Origin of the sequence: Hoeflea marina (assembly GCF_003182275.1) — a bacterium.
Classification (GTDB): domain Bacteria; phylum Pseudomonadota; class Alphaproteobacteria; order Rhizobiales; family Rhizobiaceae; genus Hoeflea; species Hoeflea marina.
Genome location: NZ_QGTR01000002.1, coordinates 63,001 through 82,241, shown reverse-complemented (window position 1 = coordinate 82,241; position 19,241 = coordinate 63,001). Strand labels below are relative to the sequence as shown.

Genomic DNA, 19,241 nt, shown 5'->3' with positions numbered 1-19,241 from the left:
GCCCTTCCGGGCTGCGATCCAGGCCGTTCCGGACGGCGGGGCCGGCGCCACGAGAACGCGACGCCGGTGAACATTCTCCACCCATGCCTCAGAAGGTTTCGACAAACTCGGTGTCGACCAGATCGTCCATGGTGACGCCACCGGGCACCAGCTTCTCGGACTGGAACCATTTGAGCTGGTCCTCGACGCTGGCGAGATTGAGCTTGGCATTCCTGTTGATGCGCATGGCGCCGGCGGCAATCCGGGGTGCGGCCTTGTCCATCGGCTGGTCGGCATAAACGTATTTGTGCACCATCTCCGAGATCGCGGCGACGTCGTCGGCGCCCAAGGTCTTGTCGACATAGGCGGCGTTGTAATCGTCGATGCCCTTGGCGAGACCGGCGAGGAAGCGCTTGACCAGGTCCTTGTGATCCGTGACGTTCTTCGTCGAGGTGAAGACCGTGGTGACCTGGTAGTTGTCGATATAGTCGGACACCTTGCCAATCTCGACCACTTCCGGTCCCTTGGTCAGCGCGCCTGCGATGTTGGGCACGATCGACCAGGCATCGATCTGGCCCGACTTCAGCGCCGCGATCACCGCCGGCACCTTCTGCATCGGCACGATCCTGATCTCGCTCCGGTCAAAGCCCGCCTTGTCGGCAATCTTGTGCGCCATGTAGTGGAACGAGGAGCCCTGGGTGGTGACGCCGAAGCTGTGACCGACCAGCTTGTCCGGACTGGTGAGGCCTGCGTCATAGGCGGCCTTTGCGGCGAGGATCTTCTGGCCGTCGATTTCCGGTGTTTCCTGCAGCGCGCCGCCGATGATCTTGATGGCGCCCTTTTCAGCGAGGCTGATCAGGCCGCCGGAAATCGCGGTCATGCCGAAATCGATGTCGTTGGAGGCAATCGCCACCGCCATCGGCTGGGCCGCCTGGAAGGACACGAACTCGACGTCAAGTCCCTGCTCGCCGAAATAGCCCTTGCCGGCAGCGATGATGCTCGGCGAATGCGAGGTCAGCGACAGGATGCCGATCTTGATGGTGTCGTTGGCGTGCGCGGCGGCAGTGAAGCCCAGGCCGAGCGATGCGGCGAGCATGGCTGATGTCATCCGGCGCAGCGTGGTCCTGCGGGTCATCTTGAACATGGTAATCCTCCTTGATGGCTTGCTTTCGTCCGGCAGCCGGGGCGCTGCCGTCCGCCTCCCAGGCGGGACAGTCAGCACTGCGGGCAGACTGTCATCCGGTGCCGGAATCACCTCTCCGGGTGCTGCGCCGCAGTGTCCGGAAACGCTCCGATCAGGGGCACCGCAGCATGGCGACGCCGTGCGTGGAAGATTCGGATATCCCTCATGATTAATCGAGTCAATCGGTTATGCCTGCCCGGTCGCGGGTGCCCTGAGCGAGTTTGACAGTCCGGCGGCTTGCGGGCATGAGACGGGAATGACCCGCGAAACCGACTCCGCCCCGCCTCCCCCGCTGAAGATCCTGGTCGATGCCGACGCCTGTCCGGTGCGCGAGGAGTGCGTACGCGTGGCGCTGAGACACGGCGTGCCGATCATCTTCATCTCCAACAGCTTCATGCGCATCGAGGACGATCCGCTGGTCGGGCGCGAGATCGTGCCGGGCAATTTCGACGCTGCCGACGACCGCATCGTCGAGCTGACCACCACGGCCTCGGTCATCGTCACTGCCGATATCCTGCTGGCCGAACGCTGCATCAAGGCCAAGGCGAGCGCCGTGATCGGCCCGACCGGCAAGCCCTTCACCGAGGCCTCCATCGGCATGGCGGTGGCGACACGCTCGATCATGGCCGACCTGCGCGCCGGCGGCTCCGTGGTCGGCGGCCCGGCCCCGTTCAGCCGTCAGGACCGCTCGCGCTTCCTCTCCGCGCTCGATCTGGCGCTGGTGCGTCACAAGCGCGCCGGCTGAGCATTGCGCCACGTCGGCCGATATGATTATCAGGGAAAGGCAGGCAATCTGGAGCCGTTTCAGCCTGCATCAATGGAATGGCGGGGACCGGCATGGCCTATGTGGAGACGCTGCTGACCTTTGTCCGGGTCTATGAACTGGGCAGCATGTCGGCGGCCGCGCGCGACCTGCGGGTTTCGGCGGCGGTGTCCTCGAGCCGCATATCGGATCTCGAGAAGAGTCTCGGGGTGCGCCTGTTCAACCGCACCACCCGCAGCCTGAAGCCGACCGAACACGGCGAATTGTTCTACAAGGGCGCCATCAAGATCCTCGACACCATCCGGGAGGTCGAGGGCAACATCGCCGAGATCACCTCGCAACCCAGGGGCACCCTGTTCATCTCGGCGCCGCTGGCGCTCGGCAAGAAACTGGTGGCCCCGCAGGTTCCGGAGTTCAAGCGCCTGTATCCCGACATCAATGTCCGGCTCAGGCTTTCGGACAGGAAGGTCGACATCGCCAATGAGGGCCTGGACGCCGCCTTTATGCTCGGCGCACTTCCCGATTCCGACATGCGGGTGCGCGGCATCCATGATTTCAACCGCGTGCTGGTGGCTTCGCCCGACTATGTCGCCAGCCATGGAATGCCGCGGACCGGCGACGACATCCTCTCGTCGCCGCACAAATGCCTGCTGCTGCGCTATCCCGGAGCCACCGAGTATTTCTGGAACTTGCAGGTTGATGGCGAAGTCCGCGCCTATCATCCGGAGAGCTCGCTCGAATCCGACGACGGAGACGTGCTCACAGGCTGGGCGCTGGCGGGCTGCGGCATCATCAACAAGACAGTGTTCGAGATCGCCGGCCACCTGGCCGCCGGGACGCTGGTGCCGGTGGCGGCCGACACGCCGCCGACGCTGCAGCCCTTCTCCTGCGTCTACCCGCACAAGAAATTGCAGGATCCCAAAGTGAAGCTGTTCATGGACTTTATCGTTCGGCGGTGCCGCGAGACGATAGAGAGCCAGTCGACATCAACATCTTTCGGAAAAATTTGAAATACGGATGCACAACACTGGATTATCCTGACAATCAGACATCCGACGACCAGACCGAGCAAGGATCCATGATGAGCGACCACAAGACTGCCGAGCTTCCCGCATTCGCCCGCAACGCCGTCAACCTGGCCTCCGCCGGGCTCGGCGCCCGGGGACTGTCGGCCACCGACGAGTTCTTCGCCCCGCTGGAGCGGATGCTCGCCGACGCACCGGCCGTGTTCATCGAGGACAAGTTCGATGACAACGGCAAGTGGATGGACGGCTGGGAATCCCGCCGCAAGCGGGTGCTCGGCCACGACCACGCGGTCGTCCGGCTGGCGGTGGCCGGTCGCATCGACGGCTTCGACGTCGACACCTCGCATTTCACCGGCAACTATCCGCCGGCCTGCCGCATCGAGGCCTGCAATTCGGCCACAGACCCGGACGAGTCCACGCAGTGGACCGAAGTGCTCTCCACCTCGCCACTCGGCCCCAGCGCTTCGCACTATTTCGCCTCGACCTCCTCCGAAATCTTCACCCATGTGCGGCTGCACATCTATCCCGATGGCGGCGTGGCGCGGCTGCGTGTCTTCGGCCAGCCGCATCTCGATCGCAGCAAGGTCGGCGATGGCGAGATCGAACTGTCCGCCTCGCTCAACGGCGGACGCATCATCGCCTTCTCCGACGCCCATTACGGGACCTATCACCGGATGCTGGCGCCGGGTCGCGGCATCAATATGGGGGACGGCTGGGAAACCCGCCGCCGTCGGGTGCCGGGCAATGACTGGATCATCGTGGCACTCGGCGGCCGCGGCCAGATCACGCGCGCCATCGTCGACACGGCTTTCTTCAAGGGAAATTTTCCCGACCGGTGCTCGATCCAGGCCGCGGACCTTTCGGATTTCGGCGCCGATGTCGACAACGCCATCGTCACCTCCTCGATGTTCTGGCCGATGCTTGTTGCGCCGCAGAAGCTTTCGGCCGATCATGTGCACGATCTCTCCGATGCGGTGGAAAACATCGGCGCGGTCACGCATGTGCGCCTCAACATATTCCCCGACGGGGGCATCAGCCGGCTCAAGCTTTTCGGCAAGCTGGACTGACATCCCTCGACGGCGGGCGGCGCGAGACTGGACTTGCATGCCCGGGCGCGCCTGGCCCGGACCGGCACCTGGGGAGTGTGCCGTCAATCCTCAGGCCGGCCTGACCGGACAGGGGCTTCGGCGGGCCGTTCACCAACAAAGGGGAACCGTCATGTCTGAAGCCGTCCATCCCGTCGACGAGATGCTGCCGCCGGCCAAGCTGTTCACGCTCGGCCTGCAGCACGTGCTCGTCATGTATGCCGGCGCCATCGCCGTGCCGCTGATCGTCGGCCGGGTGCTCAAGCTCGAACCCGAGCAGGTGGCGTTCCTGATCTCGGCGGATCTGTTCGTCTGCGGCATCGTCTCGATCCTGCAGTCGCTCGGCGCCACCCAGTGGTTCGGCATCAGGCTGCCGGTGATGATGGGCGTCACCTTCGCCTCCGTCGGACCGATGGTGTCGATCGGCCTCGCGCATCCCGGCGCCGAGGGCGCGCGGATGATCTTCGGCGCCATCATCGGCGCCGGCATCGTCGGCATCCTGATCGCGCCGCTGGTCAGCCGGATGCTGCGCTTCTTTCCGCCGGTGGTCACGGGCACCATCATCCTGGTCATCGGCGTCACGCTGATGCGCATCGGCATCAGCTGGATCTTCGGTCTCCCCGTCGGACCCACGGCGCCGAAGATCGTCAATCCCGAGCACGCGGCCTGGCTCAAGGGCATCTCCGACATGGCCGCGGCCGGGGGCGCCACGCTGCCGGACCAGCCGCGCGGCTTCGGCCTGGCGCCCACCATGGACAATCCCGCCTATGCGCCGGTCAAGAACATCGTCCTGTCGCTGGTGGTGCTCGCCATCGTGCTGGGCGTCGCCCGCTACGCCAGGGGCTTCTTCTCCAACATTGCCGTGCTGGTCGGCATCGTCGCCGGCGGGGTGATCGCCGCATTGCTCGGCATGATGAGCTTTGCCAAGGTGGCCAGCACCGCCTGGTTCGCGCCGATCCTGCCGTTCCATTTCGGCACCCCGATCTTCGACCCGGTGCTGATCCTGACCATGGTGCTGGTGATGATCGTGGTGATGATCGAATCCACCGGCATGTTCCTGGCACTGGGTGACATCACCGGGCGCAGGATCACCCGGCCTGCCCTGTCGGCGGGCCTGCGCATGGACGGCCTCGGCACCGTCATCGGCGGGCTGTTCAATACGTTTCCCTATACCAGCTTCTCGCAGAATGTCGGGCTGGTCGGGGTCACCGGCATCCGCTCGCGCTTCGTCTGCGTGGCGGGCGGCGCCATCATGGTGGTGCTGGGGCTTATTCCGAAGATGGGAGCTCTGGTCGAGGCGCTGCCAACGGTGGTGCTCGGCGGCGCCGGGCTGGTGATGTTCGGCATGGTGGCGGCGACCGGCATCCGGATCCTGTCGTCGGTGGATTTCAAGACCAGCCGCAACAATCTGTTCGTGGTCGCCATCGCGCTCGGCTTCGGCATGATCCCGCTCATCGCGCCGGACTTCAAGATGTGGCTGCCGCACGCCATCCACCCGCTGATCGATTCGGGCATCCTGCTCGCCTCGATCGCCGCGGTCGGCCTCAACGTCTTCTTCAACGGCGCCGGCGGCGACGCCGAGGGCGCGCGCGAGGCGGCGATGGCGGCGGAAGCCTGAGCTGAAGTCTCCGGCTGCGATTTACGGGGTCCGGAGCGATCCGGGCCTCGGTTTGATGAGCAGGGTCAGTTCGGCATGCCGCTGGAATTTTCGCCATCCCGGGCCTATCTAGGTTCGACCCCGCCTTCATTGGAGAACTGGACGCCCATGACCGACAAGCCCGAAAGATTGCAGATCGACATCGTCTCCGACGTGGTCTGTCCCTGGTGCGTGGTCGGCTACCGCCAGCTGGCCGAGGCGCTCACGGCCACCGCCACCGCGCACGAGATCCACTGGCACCCCTTCGAGCTCAACCCGCAGATGGGGCCGGAAGGCCAGAATCTGGGCGAACACATCGCCGAGAAATACGGCTCCACCCGCGAACAGTCGCAGCAGGCGCGCGCCCGGCTGACCGAGCTCGGTGCCGCTGTCGGCTTTCCATTCAAGTTTTCCGACGGCTCGCGCATCGTCAACACCTTCAATGCCCATCAGATGATCCACTGGGCCGACAAATCCGGTCGTGGCCACGACCTGAAACAGGCGCTGTTCTCGGCCTATTTCAGCGAGCAGCGCGATGTGTCCGATATCGCCGTGCTGGTCGAGATCGCCGGTTCGGTCGGCCTTGACACGGCGGAGGCGCGGAAGGTGATCGAGGATCAGCGCTTCGCCGAGGCCGTGCGGCAGACCGAAGGCTTCTGGACGCAGCAGGGCATCAGCGGCGTGCCGGCCGTCATCTTCGACCGCAAGCATCTCGTCAGCGGCGCCCAGGGCGTCGAGAACTACACGAAGATCCTGGAACAGCTGGCGACGATGCGGGCGCCGGCCAGCTAATGCATGTGGCCCGAAAATGTGCAGCGGTTTCGGGACCACGACATGCAAAATCAAAGAGCTAAGGCCCATCGCGCGAATCCGAATTCGCACGATGTGCCTTAGCCGTTCTGGTTGTCGGCAGTCTTCAGCCGCCTTCAGCCGCTAGCCCCGGCCGGCCTCACCGGCCTTGCGGATGGCGGCAATATTGGTCTTCCAGGCCGCCTCGCCGCCCTTGGTGAAGATTGCAGATCCCGCCACCAGCGCGTCCGCGCCGGCCGCGGTGAGGATTCCCGCATTGTCCGGCGAGACACCGCCATCGATCTCGATATGGATCGGCCGGTCGCCGATCATCGCCTTGACGCGCTTGACCTTGTCGATCACCGAAGGAATGAAGGCCTGGCCGCCGAAACCCGGATTGACGGTCATCAGCAGCACCAGGTCGAGCCGGTCGAGCACATATTCGATCACCGATTCCGGCGTCGACGGATTGAGCGAGACGCCGGCCTTCTTGCCCAGCGCCTTGATCGCCTGCAGCGAGCGGTCGAGATGCCTGGTGGCCTCGGCATGCACGGTGATGATGTCGCAACCGGCGGCGGCGAAGGCATCGAGGAACGGGTCGCAGGGCTCGATCATCAGATGGCAGTCGAAGATCACGTCGGTCCGGTCGCGCACCGCCTTGATCACCGGCGGTCCGAAGGTGATATTGGGCACGTAATGGCCGTCCATGACGTCGAGATGGATCCAGTCCGCGCCGGCGCGCACCACCGCCTCGATCTCGTCGCCGAGCTTCGAGAAATCGGCCGACAGCACCGATGGCGAAATGATCACGGGTCCGGTCATGCAGAATCCTCCAGAGGCGGCCGCGCCGCCGATCCCGGCGGTTTGCCGAAGCGCGCCGGCATGGTCAAGAGCGGAGACCGGCTTTTGCGCGGTTGCTCCACCGAATGAAGCGGCGAATAGGCGGAGAATCGGCTAGCAGTCGACGTTCGCCCTCGATCCCGCGCAAGGAGCCCACATGCCGCATCCGCCGATCAGCCACTCCGTGGTGTTCACCTACACCGACGATCTTGCCCGCGCCTCCGATTTCTTCCGCTCGGTGATGGAACTCGATTTCGTCGTCGACCAGGGCGCCTGCCACATCTTCCGGCTGTCGCCGACGAGCTATCTCGGCGTCTGCAACCTGCCGGACCGGCCGCGCGGTCCGGGCGTCACCATCACCATCGTCTCGCCCGATGTCGACGGCTGGCACGCCTTCCTCACCGGCAAGGGCGTAACCTATGTAAGTGGTCCCTCGCACAGCGCCGAGTTCGGCGTCTACTCGTCGCTGTTCCTGTCGCCCGACGGCTACCGCATCGAGATCCAGAGCTTCGACGACCCCGCCTGGGACAAGGGAACGATTGCCTGAACCGGAGTCAGAAGCGGATCGGCTCGCGCGTCATCTCCAGATGCAGCATGTCGCCGGTCCAGGGATTGGCGTCGCAGACCGCCTCGTCGAGTTCGACGCCGAGCCCGGGCTCGGTCGACGGAATGACGAAGCCGTCCTGCCACTCGATCTTCTTCTTGAGCACTTCGGCATGAAAGCCGTCCCAGGTCTTGATCGATTCCAGAATGAGGAAGTTCGGCAGGGTGGCGGCGAGCTGGATGTTGGCGGCGGCGACCAGCGGGCCGCAATAGCAGTGCGGGGCGATCTGGATGCCGAACGCCTCGGCCATGCCGGCGATCTTCTTGGTCTCGAGAATGCCGCCGGACCGGCCGAGATTGGGCTGCAGGATGGCCGCGGCACGGCTCTCGATGAGGCGTGCAAACTCGACCTTGGACACCAGCCGCTCGCCGGCCGCGATCGGGATCGAGGTGGCGCGGGCGACTTCGGCCATGGCGCCGACCTGGTCGGGCGGCACCGGCTCCTCGAACCACAGCGGATCGGCGGCCTCGATGGCCTTGGCCATGCGGATGGCGCCGGCGGCGGTGAACTGACCGTGGGTGCCGAAGAGAATGTCCGCCTTCGTGCCCACCGCCTCGCGCACGGCGCGGACCATGCGGGCGGAGAGATCGATGTCCTCAAGCAGCGGCTGGTGGCCGCCCTGCACGCGGTAGGGACCCGCCGGATCGAACTTGACCGCGTTGAAACCCTGCTTGACGCAGGCGGCCGCCGCCTCGCCTGCCATGTCCGGGTCATTGTAGACGTTGCGCTGGTCCTTGATGTCGGCCGGATGGACGCTGCCCGATTGAGGATAGAGATAGGTGTAGGCGCGCAGGCCCTCGTGGATCCTGCCGCCCAGAAGCTTGTAGACGGGCTGGCCGGCTTCCTTGCCGATGATATCCCATGAGGCCATTTCCAGTGCCGAGCAGCAGGCCATCATGGTGGCGTCGGGACGCTGCGAGAAGCCCGAGGAATAGCAGAGCCGGAAGAAGGTTTCGATGTCATGCGGGTCACGACCGACGAGATAACGCATGGCCACATCCTCGATCAACTTGGCCGTCAGATGCGGATCGAACGCCGCGTCATAGGCCTCGCCGTAGCCGACGACGCCGCCATCGGTCACCAGCCTGACAAAGATGAAATAGCGGCCACCGGTCTGCGGTGGCGGATTGCCCACCACCCAGGTCTTGACGTCCTTGATTTTCATGCCCGTTTCCCTTGCCGCTAGTCCTTGCACGTTGCGGCGCATCCGATCAGGTTTCTGTGCCGAAATCCAGCCGCCAGCCGGAATATGCCGTCAGCAACGGAACGCTTTCATCCCTCCCTCACACTCGGTCTCGCCCGGTCCGTCAATGGCCGAGCGGCAAGCTGACCCTGCCGCCCTGAAACTGTGCAGATGACGAAAAATGCGGCGATTGATGTCCGAATTCGATTGAAATCATTGCTTTTAAAAATTTCAATCGGTTTAAGAATGCGAATCCCGTGCAGGAATGTTTTTTTTGGTTCTCGGGCCTTGAAAAACGGCTATAGAGGCAGGACAGCGCAGGAAGCACGGCAAGTGCCTCCGCTAAAAAAGACGCAAAAACGGGGAAAGTGGCATCATGGAATACCTATTCCAACAGCTCATCAACGGGCTCACTCTCGGCTCGATCTATGGACTTATCGCCATCGGCTACACCATGGTCTACGGCATCATCGGCATGATCAACTTTGCCCACGGCGATGTCTTCATGGTCGGCTCGTTCATAGCCCTGGCGGTGTTCCTCATTCTGACCACGGTGCTCGGCTTCACCTTCCTGCCGCTGGTGCTGCTGATCGTCCTGATCATGTCGATGCTGTTCACTTCCGCCTGGGGCTGGACGGTGGAACGCCTCGCCTATCGTCCCCTTCGCGGCTCCTTCCGCCTCGCGCCGCTGATCACTGCGATCGGCATGTCGATCGTGCTGCAGAATTTCGTCCAGATCACCCAGGGTGCCCGCGTCAAGCCGCTTGCGCCGCAGATCTCCGGCGGCATCACCCTGATCCCAGGCAATGCCGAGGCCGGCACCATCGCCGTGCAATTGTCCTACATGCAGATGATCATCATCGGCGTGACCTTCACCCTGATGGTCGGCTTCTCGCTGCTGATTGCCAAGACACCGCTGGGCCGGGCTCAGCGGTCCTGCGAGCAGGACCAGAAGATGGCCTCCCTGCTCGGAGTGAACGTCGACCGCACGATCTCGCTGACCTTCGTCATGGGCGCGGCGCTGGCCTCGGTGGCCGGCATCATGTTCCTGCTGCTCTACGGCGTGGTCGACTTCTACATCGGCTTCCTGGCCGGCGTGAAGGCCTTCACCGCGGCCGTGCTCGGCGGCATCGGCTCGCTTCCCGGCGCCATGCTCGGCGGCCTGCTGATCGGCCTGATCGAGACGCTGTGGTCGGGCTACTTCACCGTCGAGTACAAGGATGTTGCTGCATTCTCGATCCTCGCGATCGTGCTGATCTTCATGCCGTCCGGCCTGCTCGGAAAGCCAGAAGTCGAGAAGGTCTGATGTCCAGCACCGTCAGCCAACCCACCGACGACATCCACCCGGAAGGGGCGCAGCTCCAGAGCGAACAGCGCCTTTCCGCCCCCAGGCCTCCGGCGGGCGGGCGCACGATATCGCTTGCCGCCCTCATCAAGGACGCAGCCATCGCGGCGTTGATCGCGGGGGTTCTGGGCTTCTTCTTCCTGGCCATCCGGACCGACATTGCGCCGGGCGGCCTCGAGGTCACCACGCGCTGGTCGCTGTGGTTCGCCTCCATTGCGGTGGTCTTCGCAGGCAGGCTCGCCATCAGCCTGTTCTTTCGCGGCGGGAAGGCCGAAGAAGCCGCCGGTGCGGCACTGTCGCGGATCATCGTTCCCGGCCTCGGCACCTGGCTGGGGCGGCTGCTGTTTGCATTCGCCGTCATCCTGCCGTTCTTCTTCATGTACTTCTTTCCGGCCCGCGACCGCCAGTTCATCGACATCGCCATCCTGATCATGACCTACATCATGCTCGGCTGGGGCCTGAACATCGTGGTCGGCCTGGCCGGCCTGCTCGACCTGGGCTACGTGGCCTTCTACGCGGTGGGCGCCTACTCCTTCGCGCTGCTGTCGACGCATTTCGAATATATCGGCTTCTGGATCGCGCTGCCCCTGGCAGGCCTGCTGGCCGCGCTCTGGGGCGTCATCCTCGGCTTCCCGGTCCTGAGGCTGCGCGGCGACTACCTCGCCATCGTCACTCTCGCCTTCGGCGAGATCGTCCGCGTCGTGCTGCTCAACTGGTATGACTTCACCGGCGGACCGGACGGCGTGTCGCGCATTCCCAAGCCCACTCTGTTCGGGCTCGAATTCAGCCGCGGCGAAGGCAGCTTCTCGGACTTCTTCGGCTTGGAATACGACACCACCCAGCGCTTCGTCTTCCTCTATTACATCATCTTCGTGCTGGCGATCCTGACCAATCTGATCACCATGCGGCTGCGCAAGATGCCGATCGGACGGGCCTGGGAAGCGTTGCGCGAGGACGAGATTGCCTGCCGTTCGCTCGGCATCAACACGGTGACCACCAAGCTCACCGCCTTTGCCACCGGCGCCATGTTCGGCGGCTTCGCCGGCTCCTTCTTCGCCACCCGCCAGGGCTTCATCTCGCCGGAAAGCTTCACGTTCCTGGAATCGGCGATCATTCTGGCTATCGTGGTGCTCGGCGGACTGGGCTCGCAGATCGGCATCGTCATCGCCTCCGTGGTGATGATTGGCGGCATCGAGCTGTTGAGAAACCTCGACTTCCTTCAGGCGGTGTTCGGCGACGGTTTCGACCCGACCCAGTACCGCATGCTGATCTTCGGCCTCGCGATGGTTCTGATCATGGTGTGGAAGCCGCGCGGCCTTGTCTCTTCCCGTGAACCTTCGGCTGTCTACAAGCAGAAGAAGTCAATCAGCGCCGATATGGTCGCACAGGGCGAGGGACACTGACCATGATCGGCGACAACAAGACGGCGGCGCCCGCCGCGCTGCAGCACTCATGGGACCAGGATGCCGTGCTGAGCGTGGAGCATCTGACGATGCGCTTCGGCGGCCTGCTGGCGGTCAATGACCTCTCCTTCAATGTCGGCCGCGGGGACATCACCGCGCTGATCGGACCCAACGGCGCGGGCAAGACGACTGTCTTCAACTGCGTCACCGGCTTCTACAAGCCAACCGAGGGCCGCATCGTCATGCGGCATGGCGACAAGGTCAGCGACAAGCTGATCGAGGATGCGACCGATTCGGGAGAGCAGTTCCGGGTGGAGGGAAGCTCAGGCGTGTTCTTGCTCGAGCGCATGCAGGACTTCCAGATCTCCCACCGCGCAAAGGTGGCCCGCACCTTCCAGAATATCCGTCTGTTTGCCGGCATGACCGTGCTCGAGAACCTGCTGGTGGCCCAGCACAATCCGCTGATGCTCGCCTCCAACTACACGCTTGGCGGCCTGATTGGCCTGCCCGGCTACAGGCATGCCCGGGAGAAGTCGATCGAGAAGTCCGTCTACTGGATGGAACAGGTCGGCCTGATCGATCGCGCCGACGACCCGGCCGGCGATCTGCCCTATGGCGCCCAGCGCCGCCTCGAGATCGCGCGCGCCATGTGCACCGGCCCGCATCTGCTTTGCCTCGACGAGCCGGCGGCCGGCCTCAATCCGCGCGAATCGAGCGAGCTCAACACGCTGCTGCAGTTCATCCGCAAGGAGCACGGCACCTCGATCCTGCTCATCGAGCACGACATGGGCGTGGTGATGGAAATCTCCGACCACATCGTCGTGCTCGACTACGGCGAGAAGATCTCCGACGGCGACGCCGCTTTCGTCCGCAACGATCCCCGCGTTATCGCCGCCTATCTCGGCGTCGAGGACGAGGAGGAGGTCGAGGCGGCACTTGAAGACGACGCCAACGGCGATGCTGCGTCCACGGGCGCAGGCCTGAAGTCCAACGATGAAGCCGGAGGCGCCAAATGAGCGAGACCTCATCCCCGCTGCTCTCGGTTTCGGGCGTTGAAACCTATTACGGCAAGATCGTTGCGCTGCGCGGCGTGGACATCGATGTCAACCGCGGCGAGATCGTCACGCTGATCGGTGCCAACGGCGCCGGCAAGTCCACACTGATGATGACCATCTGCGGCAATCCCCGCGCCCGCACCGGCCGCATCATCTACGACGGCATCGACATCACGACGATGCCGACCCACGAGATCATGCGCATGGGCATCGCCCAGTCGCCCGAAGGCCGCCGGATCTTCCCGCGCATGACGGTGATGGAAAACCTGCAGATGGGCGCCCATCTGGTCGAGGAGAAGCACTTCGATGACGACGTCCGACGCGTCTTCGAGCTGTTTCCACGGCTGAAGGAACGGCAGGGCCAGCGCGGCGGCACGCTGTCGGGGGGCGAGCAGCAGATGCTGGCCATCGGGCGGGCGCTGATGAGCCGGCCGAAGCTGCTGCTGCTTGACGAACCGTCGCTCGGCCTGGCGCCGCTGATCGTCCGGCAGATCTTCGAGATCATCGGCGAACTGAACCGCAACCAGGGACTTACCGTGTTCCTGGTGGAGCAGAATGCCTTTCATGCCCTGAAGCTCGCCCATCGCGGCCATGTCATGGTCAACGGCAAGATCACCATGAGCGGCAGTGGACGGGAACTGCTCAAGCGCGAAGAAGTGCGCGCGGCGTATCTCGAAGGCGGCAAGCACTAGAGCACCTCTCCTTTTCGAGGAATCGGAGAGGTGCTCCAAACTATTGGTTTATCGCAGCGTCCGGCGGCAAAGTGACGTTCGCTTCGTCCGGACATGCTCTAGGAGCCCGATGATGGAATTTCAGAACGCACTCTTGTGGGAAGTCAGCCCCTTCGAATTCCTGCTGGTCACCGTCGTGCTCGGTGGCGGCGCGGCCTGGATGACCGGCCGGGCGGTGGCGCTTGGCTGGGGGTCCAACCGAATCCTCGGGTTCTACATCGTCCTGCTGACTGCGGCAGTGCGGTTCATCCATTTCGCGCTGTTTCACGGCACGCTGATTTCGCTGCATTATTATGTGGTCGACATCGTGGTTCTGCTGGCGATCGCCTATATCGCCAAGCGCCATACACGGGCGGGACAGATGGCTCTGCAGTATACCTTCAAGTATACACGCTCGGGTCCATTGAGCTGGAAAGCGCGATGAGCGAGCCCTCGTTCGGAGTTAAGGCTGAGCGAGAATTTTCCGGCGAAGACACTTTCATTCCCGGTAAATTTGGGATTTGATAGCCACCAAGCGGGGTTAACCTCGCCGTTTACAGGCAGGCCGGGCACGCACCGACCGTTCTGCCACATCGAAAAACCGGTGTTCTTTTGAGGGAGTTACTATGAAAAAGGCACTTTTGGCGGGCGCTGCCCTAAGTCTCGTGATGTCGACGTCGGCCTGGGCCGACATCATCATCGCCACTGCCGGTCCGATGACCGGCCAGTACGCTTCTTTCGGTGAGCAGATGAAGACCGGCGCCGAGCAGGCTGTGGCCGACATCAATGCCGCCGGTGGCGTCAACGGCGAAATGCTGAAGCTTGAAGTCGGCGATGACGCCTGCGATCCGAAGCAGGCCGTGGCCGTCGCCAACCAGTTTGCCGGTGAAGGCGTGGTCTTCGTGGCCGGGCATTTCTGCTCGGGTTCCTCGATCCCGGCATCCGACGTCTATGCCGACGAGAGCATCATCCAGATTTCGCCGGCTTCGACCAATCCGAAGTTCACCGACGAGCGTCCGGGCGAAGGCATCTTCCGCGTCTGCGGCCGCGACGACCAGCAGGGTGAAGTCGCCGGCAAGTATCTGGTCGACAACTTTGCCGGCAAGAAGGTCGCCTTCTTCAACGACAAGACCGCCTACGGCAAGGGTCTCGCCGACGCCACCCAGGCCGCCTACGAAGCGCTGGGCGGCAAGCCGGCCATGGTCGAATCCTACACCGCTGGTGAGAAGGACTATTCGGCCCTGGTTTCCAAGCTGAAGCAGGAAGGCATCGACGTCCTTTATGTCGGCGGCTACCACACGGAAGCCGGCCTGATGGCACGCCAGGCCAAGGAGCAGGGCCTGACCTTGCAGCTGATCTCGGGCGATGCCCTGGTCACCGACGAGTACTGGGCCATCACCGGTGATGCCGGCGAAGGCACGCTGATGACCTTCTCGCCCGATCCGCGCGGCTATGAAACCGCCGCCAAGGTCGTCAAGACCCTTGAGGATGCAGGCAAGACCACGGAAGGCTACGTGCTCTACACCTATGCGGCGATCCAGGCCTGGGCCGATGCCGCCAAGACTGCCGGCTCGACCGACTTCGAAGCCGTCACCAAGGCGCTCAACGACGGCACGTTCAACACCGTGCTCGGCGATCTGTCCTTCGACGACAAGGGCGACGTGTCGCTGCCGGGTTACGTCTTCTACGAATGGAAGGACGGCAAGTACGCTCAGATCAACTGATCCGAGCCGTCTGGCAAACAAGGCAAGGGCCCGGTGCATCCGCACCGGGCCCTTTTTCCTGGATGCGCTGCACGCAGATTCAGCCGTGCACCATAAGGTCCGCCGTTCGCGAGCGTGCCAGCACCAGTTCCGCGTTGGGGATGTCGTTCTGCATGGCGCGGTGCTCGGCCGCCTCCGCGTCGTGGCCGTGACCGAGCCAGCGGTCGATCAGCCGCCGGCGCAGCAGATCCGCGTCGGCAAACACCATCACCGTCAGGTCGAACAGTCCGGCAAGATCCGACCATGGCGCCTCGTCAAGCAGCAGGTAGTTGCCCTCGGTGATGACGATGCGGTGACCGGGCTCGACGATGCGGGCGCCGGCGCGGGCGAGATCGAGACCGCGGTCGAACACCGGAACCGCGACAGCCTCATCCGGGCGGTCGCGGATCCGCCGCAACAGCGCGTGATAGCCGGCTGCATCGAAGGTCAGCGGCGACCCCTTGCGCGCCAGCAGGCCGCGCGGCCCGATGACGGCATTGTCGAGATGGAAGCCGTCCATTGGCACGATGACCGCCGCCGCGCCCCTTTCCTCCAGCGCGCGCTGCAACGCGTCGGACAAGGTGGATTTTCCCGATCCCGGAGCGCCGGCCAGCGCCACGACAAAGCGCGGCCTGCCCTCTGCGCGGGCGATTACCGCGTCCGCAAGCGCATCGGCATCGGCGACTCCACCGGCCTGGTCCATCATGCGGCGTGCTGCTCTTCCGGCTCCTTGGCGCCGGTCATCAGCGCCACGGCGTCGGACATCGAATGGTCCTTGGGATTGATGACGCAGAGGCGCTTGCCGAGCCGGTGGATGTGGATGCGGTCGGCGACCTCGAAGACATGCGGCATGTTGTGGCTGATGAGCACTATGGGGATGCCGCGCGCCTTCACGTCGAGGATCAGTTCCAGCACGCGGCGGGATTCCTTGACGCCGAGTGCGGCGGTGGGCTCGTCAAGGATGATGACCTTGGAGCCGAAGGCGGCGGCGCGGGCCACGGCGACCCCCTGCCGCTGGCCGCCCGACAGCGTCTCCACCGCCTGGTTGATGTTCTGGATCGTCATCAGGCCCAGTTCGGTGAGCTTCTCGCGGGCGATCCGCTCCATTTCAGGCCGGTCGAGGCGACGCAGCACGCTGCCCATGAAGCCGGGCTTGCGCAGTTCCCTGCCCATGAACATGTTGTCGGCGATCGACAGCGCCGGCGACATGGCGAGCGTCTGGTAGACGGTCTCGATGCCGGCGTGGCGGGCGTCGAGCGGAGACTGGAAATGCACCCGCTTGCCCTCGAGATAGACCTCGCCTTCGTCGGGAATGGTCGCCCCGGAGACGGCCTTGATCAGGCTCGACTTGCCGGCGCCGTTGTCGCCGATCACGGCGAGGATCTCGCCGGGATAGAGCTCGAAATTGCAGTGGTCGAGCGCGGTGACGCGGCCGTAGCGCTTGACCAGATTGACGCCTCTCAAGATCGGTTCCATCAGACTGATACCTTTCTGATCCATTGATCCACTGCGACGGCGGCGATGATCAGCACGCCGATGAGCAGATAGGTCCATTGCGCATCCGCTCCGAGCAGGCGCAGGCCGAGGGTGAAGACGCCGACGATCAGGGCCCCGAACAGCATGCCGAGGATGGAGCCGCGGCCGCCGAACAGCGAGATGCCGCCGATCACCACCGCGGTGATCGATTCGATGTTGGACAACTGGCCGCTGGTCGGCGACACCGACCCGATGCGGCCGATGAGAACCCAGCCGGCGAAGGCGCAGATCAGGCCGGAGAGCACATAGACGGAGATCAGCACCTTCCTGATCTGCACACCCGACAATTCGGCGGCCTCGGGATCATCGCCGACCGCATAGACGTGGCGGCCCCAGGCCGTCTCGCGCAGGACATAGGCGAGCAGCAGCACCAGGCACACCATGAAGATGACGCCATAGGTGAAGGTGGCGCCGCCGCGGCCGGCCTCGTCGGCACCGATGCTGAGCGTGCGGCCGAAGAAATGCAGGAGCGGCGCCTGGCTGTCGATGTCCTGGCTGCGGATGGTCTCGTTGGCCGAATAGAGAAAATTGGTCGCCAGCACGATCTGCCACATGCCGAGCGTGACGATGAACGGCGGCAGCTTCATCACCGCGACCAGCCAGCCATTGATGTAGCCGCAGAGGACGCCGCAGAGCAGGCCGCAGCCGACGGCGACCTCGACCGGGATGCCGTACCGGAAGGCGAACTGGCCCATGACCACGGAACTCAGCACCATGATCGCGCCGACGCTGAGGTCGATGCCGGCGGTCAGGATCACCAGGCTCTGGGCCGCGCCGACGATGCCGACAATGGCCACCTGCTGCAGGATCAGGGTCAGTGCGAAGGGCGAGAAGAACTTGGACCCGAGCAGGATGCCGAAGATGACGATCGACATGACGAGCACGATCAGCGGCACCATCGAGGGCGCCTTGTGCAGCATGTGCTGGATGCGCTTGAGGGCGGACACCGGACCGCCGCCGAACTCGGCGACCTTTTCCGCGGTCCCCGCCTTTACGACGGTCTCATAGTCCTGGGAATTTGCGGAACCTTCGGACATGCTCTCCTCCCGGGTGATGTCATGGGCATCTATAGCACGATCTCAGGCGGAAGGGACGGGACGCCCCGCCCCTTCCGCCGGATCAGTTGGGCTTGCGCGCTCTGGGGATCAGCCCCAGCAGCGATCCGTGCCTTCGGCGACCGAGATCGATTCCACGCCGTCGGCCGGCTTGTCCGTCACCAGCGCGACGCCGGTGTCGTAGAAGCTCTTGCCGGGGGTCGGCTCGGGCTTGGAGCCGTCGGCGGCCCACTTGGCGATTGCCTCGATACCCAGCGAAGCCATCAGCAGCGGATACTGCTGCGAGGTGGCGCCGATGATGCCGTCCTTGACGTTGGCGACGCCCGGGCAGCCGCCGTCGACGGACACGATCAGCACGTCGTTCTCGCGGCCGATCGACTTGAGCGCCTCATAGGCGCCGGCGGCGGCGGGTTCGTTGATGGTGTAGACGACATTGATGGCGGGATCCTTGGCGAGGAGATTCTCCATCGCCTTGCGACCGCCCTCTTCATTGCCGGCGGTCACGTCGTGGCCGACGACGCGCGGATCGGTTTCGTCGCCCCACTTGTCGGGATTGCCGAGATCGATGCCGAAGCCCTGCAGGAAGCCCTGGTCCCTGAGCACGCCGACGGTCGGCTGGCTGATGGCGAGATCGAGCATGGCGATCCTGGCGTCGGCGGCCTTGTCGCCGAGCGTTGCCTTGGCCCACTTGCCGATCAGTTCGCCGGCGAGGAAGTTGTCGGTGGCAAAGGTGGCGTCGGCGGCGTCAGCCGGTTCGAGCGGGGTGTCGAGCGCGATCACCAGAATGCCGGCGTCGCGGGCCTGCTTGACGGCGGTGACGATGGACGAGGTGTCCGAGGCGGTGAGCAGGATGCCCTTGGCCCCGTCAGCGATGCAGGTTTCGATGGCGGCGACCTGGGTTTCATGGTCGCCATCCACCTTGCCGGCGAAGGTCTTGAGCGCGATGCCCAGTTCCTTGGCCTTGGCTTCGGCGCCTTCCTTCATCTTGACGAAGAAGGGATTGGTGTCGGTCTTGGTGATCAGGCACGCGCCTGTGTCGGCGGCATGGGCCGGTGCTGCGGCCATGAGGCCCAGCGCGGTGGCGCAGAACAGCGCCGTCTTGACTGCGGAAATTCGCTTCATGTCTTCCTCCCAGATGAATTTGCAGACGATCCTGCGTCCACGCAGCTTCCGGAAATCCTCATTCCCGGGCTTCGTGTTGTCCTATGCAAACACGCGCCGCCGAACCTGTCAATAAATAATTCATTCTTATTTAATAATTGACCCTGTCGGTCGTTTGCGCCATTCTCGGCTTCGCAGAGCGCAGGT

Annotated in this window: 19 protein-coding genes; 12 read left to right on the top strand and 7 right to left on the bottom strand. The window is 64.1% G+C overall.

Annotated elements, in window-relative coordinates; translation table 11 throughout:
* Nucleotides 1-88 precede the first annotated feature (88 nt).
* A complete protein-coding gene (locus DFR52_RS06870; RefSeq protein ID WP_110031228.1) occupies nucleotides 89-1,123 on the bottom strand; it encodes an ABC transporter substrate-binding protein in 1,035 nt (344 codons plus the stop codon).
* Between the two features lie 295 nt (nucleotides 1,124-1,418).
* On the opposite strand from DFR52_RS06870, the gene DFR52_RS06865 reads away from it, so the two are divergent.
* The 5 genes from DFR52_RS06865 (at nucleotide 1,419) to DFR52_RS06845 (ending at nucleotide 6,463) form a co-directional block, all read left to right on the top strand.
* Nucleotides 1,419-1,907 (top strand): YaiI/YqxD family protein, encoded by a 489-nt coding sequence (locus DFR52_RS06865; protein WP_110031227.1) that lies wholly within the window; start codon nucleotides 1,419-1,421, stop codon nucleotides 1,905-1,907.
* Nucleotides 1,908-1,999: 92 nt separating this feature from the next.
* Nucleotides 2,000-2,935, top strand: a complete 936-nt coding sequence (locus DFR52_RS06860; protein WP_110031993.1) for a LysR family transcriptional regulator — start codon at nucleotides 2,000-2,002, stop codon at nucleotides 2,933-2,935.
* 71 nt (nucleotides 2,936-3,006) lie between these two features.
* Nucleotides 3,007-4,017, top strand: a complete 1,011-nt coding sequence (alc, locus tag DFR52_RS06855) for an allantoicase (RefSeq protein WP_110031992.1) — start codon at nucleotides 3,007-3,009, stop codon at nucleotides 4,015-4,017.
* A 151-nt stretch (nucleotides 4,018-4,168) separates the two neighbouring features.
* On the top strand, nucleotides 4,169-5,653 hold the full coding sequence (locus DFR52_RS06850; protein ID WP_110031226.1) for a nucleobase:cation symporter-2 family protein: 1,485 nt from the start codon (nucleotides 4,169-4,171) through the stop codon (nucleotides 5,651-5,653).
* A gap of 147 nt (nucleotides 5,654-5,800) precedes the next feature.
* Complete coding sequence (locus tag DFR52_RS06845) at nucleotides 5,801-6,463, top strand: DsbA family oxidoreductase (RefSeq protein WP_110031225.1); 663 nt, start codon at nucleotides 5,801-5,803, stop codon at nucleotides 6,461-6,463.
* 141 nt (nucleotides 6,464-6,604) lie between these two features.
* Here the strand turns inward: DFR52_RS06845 and rpe are convergent, their stop codons facing one another.
* Nucleotides 6,605-7,282 (bottom strand): ribulose-phosphate 3-epimerase, encoded by a 678-nt coding sequence (rpe, locus tag DFR52_RS06840; RefSeq protein WP_110031224.1) that lies wholly within the window; start codon nucleotides 7,280-7,282, stop codon nucleotides 6,605-6,607.
* Between the two features lie 175 nt (nucleotides 7,283-7,457).
* Here rpe and DFR52_RS06835 point away from each other — a divergent pair, with 175 nt between their 5' ends.
* A complete protein-coding gene (locus DFR52_RS06835; protein WP_110031223.1) occupies nucleotides 7,458-7,847 on the top strand; it encodes a VOC family protein in 390 nt (129 codons plus the stop codon).
* Between the two features lie 7 nt (nucleotides 7,848-7,854).
* On the opposite strand, the gene DFR52_RS06830 is transcribed toward DFR52_RS06835, so the two are convergent.
* On the bottom strand, nucleotides 7,855-9,069 hold the full coding sequence (locus DFR52_RS06830; protein ID WP_110031222.1) for a mandelate racemase/muconate lactonizing enzyme family protein: 1,215 nt from the start codon (nucleotides 9,067-9,069) through the stop codon (nucleotides 7,855-7,857).
* 394 nt (nucleotides 9,070-9,463) lie between these two features.
* Between DFR52_RS06830 and DFR52_RS06825 the strand changes: the two genes are divergently transcribed.
* The 6 genes from DFR52_RS06825 (at nucleotide 9,464) to DFR52_RS06800 (ending at nucleotide 15,324) form a co-directional block, all read left to right on the top strand.
* A complete protein-coding gene (locus DFR52_RS06825) occupies nucleotides 9,464-10,393 on the top strand; it encodes an ABC transporter permease subunit (RefSeq protein ID WP_110031221.1) in 930 nt (309 codons plus the stop codon).
* Entirely contained in the window at nucleotides 10,393-11,835 is a 1,443-nt protein-coding gene (gene livM / locus DFR52_RS06820; RefSeq protein ID WP_110031220.1) for a high-affinity branched-chain amino acid ABC transporter permease LivM, read from the top strand. The genes DFR52_RS06825 and livM overlap by 1 nt, the downstream gene beginning before the upstream one ends.
* Before the next feature lie 2 nt (nucleotides 11,836-11,837).
* Nucleotides 11,838-12,851 (top strand): ABC transporter ATP-binding protein, encoded by a 1,014-nt coding sequence (locus tag DFR52_RS06815; protein WP_110031219.1) that lies wholly within the window; start codon nucleotides 11,838-11,840, stop codon nucleotides 12,849-12,851.
* Nucleotides 12,848-13,582, top strand: coding sequence for an ABC transporter ATP-binding protein (locus DFR52_RS06810; protein WP_110031218.1), 735 nt, complete (start codon nucleotides 12,848-12,850; stop codon nucleotides 13,580-13,582). Before DFR52_RS06815 ends, DFR52_RS06810 begins: the two co-directional genes overlap by 4 nt.
* 112 nt (nucleotides 13,583-13,694) lie before the next feature.
* A complete protein-coding gene (locus DFR52_RS06805) occupies nucleotides 13,695-14,045 on the top strand; it encodes a DUF6867 family protein (RefSeq protein WP_110031217.1) in 351 nt (116 codons plus the stop codon).
* Between the two features lie 181 nt (nucleotides 14,046-14,226).
* A complete protein-coding gene (locus DFR52_RS06800; protein ID WP_110031216.1) occupies nucleotides 14,227-15,324 on the top strand; it encodes a branched-chain amino acid ABC transporter substrate-binding protein in 1,098 nt (365 codons plus the stop codon).
* A gap of 79 nt (nucleotides 15,325-15,403) precedes the next feature.
* On the opposite strand, the gene DFR52_RS06795 is transcribed toward DFR52_RS06800, so the two are convergent.
* The 4 genes from DFR52_RS06795 to DFR52_RS06780 all read right to left on the bottom strand — a co-directional run bounded on the left by DFR52_RS06795 (nucleotide 15,404) and on the right by DFR52_RS06780 (nucleotide 19,055).
* Complete coding sequence (locus DFR52_RS06795) at nucleotides 15,404-16,048, bottom strand: nucleoside triphosphate hydrolase (RefSeq protein ID WP_210205791.1); 645 nt, start codon at nucleotides 16,046-16,048, stop codon at nucleotides 15,404-15,406.
* Complete coding sequence (locus tag DFR52_RS06790) at nucleotides 16,045-16,842, bottom strand: ATP-binding cassette domain-containing protein (protein WP_210205790.1); 798 nt, start codon at nucleotides 16,840-16,842, stop codon at nucleotides 16,045-16,047. Before DFR52_RS06790 ends, DFR52_RS06795 begins: the two co-directional genes overlap by 4 nt.
* Complete coding sequence (locus DFR52_RS06785) at nucleotides 16,818-17,915, bottom strand: ABC transporter permease (RefSeq protein WP_110031213.1); 1,098 nt, start codon at nucleotides 17,913-17,915, stop codon at nucleotides 16,818-16,820. The genes DFR52_RS06790 and DFR52_RS06785 overlap by 25 nt, the downstream gene beginning before the upstream one ends.
* Before the next feature lie 108 nt (nucleotides 17,916-18,023).
* Complete coding sequence (locus tag DFR52_RS06780; protein WP_210205789.1) at nucleotides 18,024-19,055, bottom strand: sugar ABC transporter substrate-binding protein; 1,032 nt, start codon at nucleotides 19,053-19,055, stop codon at nucleotides 18,024-18,026.
* Nucleotides 19,056-19,241: the final 186 nt, after the last annotated feature.